The sequence below is a fragment of the Streptomyces sp. UH6 genome, assembly GCF_013421635.1.
Taxonomy (GTDB): domain Bacteria; phylum Actinomycetota; class Actinomycetes; order Streptomycetales; family Streptomycetaceae; genus Streptomyces; species Streptomyces abyssomicinicus.
In genome coordinates, this window is the sequence record NZ_JACADT010000863.1 from 1 (window position 1) to 2,440 (window position 2,440).

The 2,440-nt window shown below is 72.3% G+C and carries 3 protein-coding genes; 1 reads left to right on the forward strand and 2 read right to left on the reverse strand.

All coding sequences use genetic code 11. The features are described from left to right. Both HW445_RS26835 and HW445_RS26840 read right to left on the reverse strand, forming a co-directional pair. A partial coding sequence (locus HW445_RS26835; RefSeq protein WP_180223463.1) for an ATP-binding protein occupies positions 1-422 on the reverse strand: 422 nt, incomplete at its 3' end. A 173-nt stretch (positions 423-595) separates the two neighbouring features. After that, a complete protein-coding gene (locus HW445_RS26840; protein WP_180223464.1) occupies positions 596-1,012 on the reverse strand; it encodes a hypothetical protein in 417 nt (138 codons plus the stop codon). Positions 1,013-1,294: 282 nt separating this feature from the next. On the opposite strand from HW445_RS26840, the gene HW445_RS26845 reads away from it, so the two are divergent. Then, positions 1,295-2,422 carry a PLP-dependent cysteine synthase family protein gene (locus HW445_RS26845; RefSeq protein ID WP_180223465.1) on the forward strand — a complete coding sequence of 376 codons (1,128 nt, stop codon included), beginning with the start codon at positions 1,295-1,297 and terminating at the stop codon, positions 2,420-2,422. Positions 2,423-2,440 lie beyond the last annotated feature (18 nt).

Here is a 2,440-nt window from a genome sequence, read left to right on the forward strand (position 1 = left end):
GCCGGCGGGGCGTCCTCGGCCGCGGGAAGGGTGAACCAGACGACCTTGCCGGACTCGCCGTCCGGACGCGCCCCCCAGCTCTCGCTGAGCGCGGCGATCATCGCCAGGCCGCGGCCGCAGGTGGCGAGCGAGTCGGCGAGGGCATCGGCGTCCCCCAGGACCGGGAGCCGCGGATCGTGGTCGTGCACCGAGACGGTGAGCCGGTCGAGCAGCAGCTCGAGCCGCACGGTGCAGGTCTTGTCCGGCCGGACGTGCCGGTGGACGTTGGTCAGCAGGTCGGTGACACCGAGCGAGGCCCGCTCGGTGAGGGAGTCCAGATGCCAGTAGCGCAATTGCGCCGAGACGATTCTGCGGACCTGTCCGATCCGCGACGGCAGGGCCTGGAGCTCCACCGCGCAGTGCCTGCTCGGGTGACTGATCACGGCTGCAACTCCCCGACGTAGAGGTCCGGAAGATGGCGACGACCGGCTGTCTGCGTAGTCGCCGGTAAACCCAGAGTGACGTGAGAACAGCGTGACCCAGCGCCCGCACCGCCGCAACTCGCGGCCTCGGCGGCGCCCGGAGGCCGGGTCCGGCGGCGGACGGCCGGGTGCCTTCAGCGTGGCCGCGCCGCCAGGCGCACCGTCCGGGCGAGGAGCACCGCCGGCGACTCCGCGCCGTCCGGTCCGCGTACGTCGAGCGCGGACGTGCCGGACTCGGCGTCCTCGTCACGGAGCGTCAGGACATAGCGCGCTCCCCCCAGCTGTACCAGGACACGGTCGGCCCGCCGGAACCGCGTCCGCAGGACACGGACCTTCTTCGCGGGCGCGGCGGCGATGACCCGACCGCCGCTGTTGAGCAGCTCCACCAGTCCGCCCCGCACCCGCACCTGGCCGGCCCGGGTCAGCGACCTGAGGCCCCGCTCGATGCGCACGCCCGTCGCGCTGAACTCGAGCTGACCGCCGGGGTGTTCCCGGTCGTCGGGCCCGGCCGCGAGGAACTCCTCCGTGGCGGTGAAATCCGGCTCCGCCATGCTGACGCCCCACCCTTCGCCTTGTCCGCTGCGCCCCCGTTGCGCCACGTACGAGTAGTCTGCCCGGATGTGCGGCCGGACACCAGGGCCTCCGGAGGTCCGGACCGAGGCGCGCGCGGCACGTCGGCCCGGACCGGCCGGCCGTTGTGCGCCCCTTGTCCCCGGCACGCTCCCAAGGCCCCGCTTGAGGTCCCCAAAGATGCGTTTATGCAGGTGGGAAGCGTGTGGAAGGTGTCTATGATCGGGGCTCCCGGTACTTCCGGGCCGTCCGAGGAGCCTGTCATGCCCAGCCCCCTTCCCCCGCCCGGCGCCGACGCCACGCTGGACGTCGACCGCAGCGACGTGACCTACCGCGCCTGGCTCAAGGAGGCGGTCCGCCGGGTCCAGGCCGACGCCAACCGGTCCGCCGACACCCACCTGCTGCGCTTCCCGCTGCCCGAGCACTGGAACGTCGACCTGTACCTCAAGGACGAGTCGACCCACCCCACCGGCAGCCTCAAGCACCGCCTGGCCCGCTCACTCTTCCTCCACGGACTCTGCAACGGCTGGATCCGGCCGGACCGCCCGGTGATCGAGGCGTCCAGCGGCTCCACCGCCGTCTCGGAGGCCTACTTCGCCAAACTCATCGGCATCCCGTTCATCGCGGTGATGCCGCGTACCACCAGCGCCGAGAAGTGCCGGCTCATCGAGTTCCACGGCGGCCGCTGCCACTTCGTGGACGACCCGCGCCGGATGTACGAGGAGGCCGCGCGCCTGGCGGGGGAGACCGGCGGCCACTACATGGACCAGTTCACCTACGCCGAGCGGGCCACGGACTGGCGGGGCAACAACAACATCGCCGAGTCGATCTTCCGTCAGCTGCGGATGGAACGCTTCCCGGTGCCCGCGTGGATCGTCGCGACCGCCGGTACCGGAGGCACCTCGGCGACCCTCGCGCGCTACGTCCACTACATGCAGTTCGACACCCGGATCTGCGTCGCCGACCCGGAGAACTCCGTCTTCTTCGACGGCTGGACCACCGGCGAGCCCGAGCCGGTCTGTGAGGGCGGCTCCCGGATCGAAGGCATCGGACGGCCCCGGATGGAGCCCAGCTTCCTGCCCGGCGCGGTGGACCGGATGATGAAGGTGCCGGACGCGGCGAGCGTCGCGGCGGTGCGCGCCCTGGAGCGGGTCATGGGCCGCAAGGCGGGCGGCTCCACGGGCACGGGGCTGTGGAGCGCCCTCAAGATCGTCGCCGAGATGGTGGCCGCCGGGCGTTCGGGCAGCGTGGTGACCCTGCTGTGCGACCCGGGTGACCGCTACCTCGACAAGTACTACTCGGACGCCTGGCTCGCCGGGCAGGGGCTGGAGATCGGTCCGTACACCGAGGTGCTGGAGCGGGTGCTGGCCGGCGGCGCCTGGCCGGACTGACCCGGACCGCGCCCCGCC

Coding starts and splice junctions, on each gene's coding strand:
- HW445_RS26840 (WP_180223464.1), bottom strand. CDS start 1,012: ATGGCGGAGCCGGATTTCACCGCCACGGAGGAGTTCCTCGCGGCCGGG.
- HW445_RS26845 (WP_180223465.1), top strand. CDS start 1,295: ATGCCCAGCCCCCTTCCCCCGCCCGGCGCCGACGCCACGCTGGACGTC.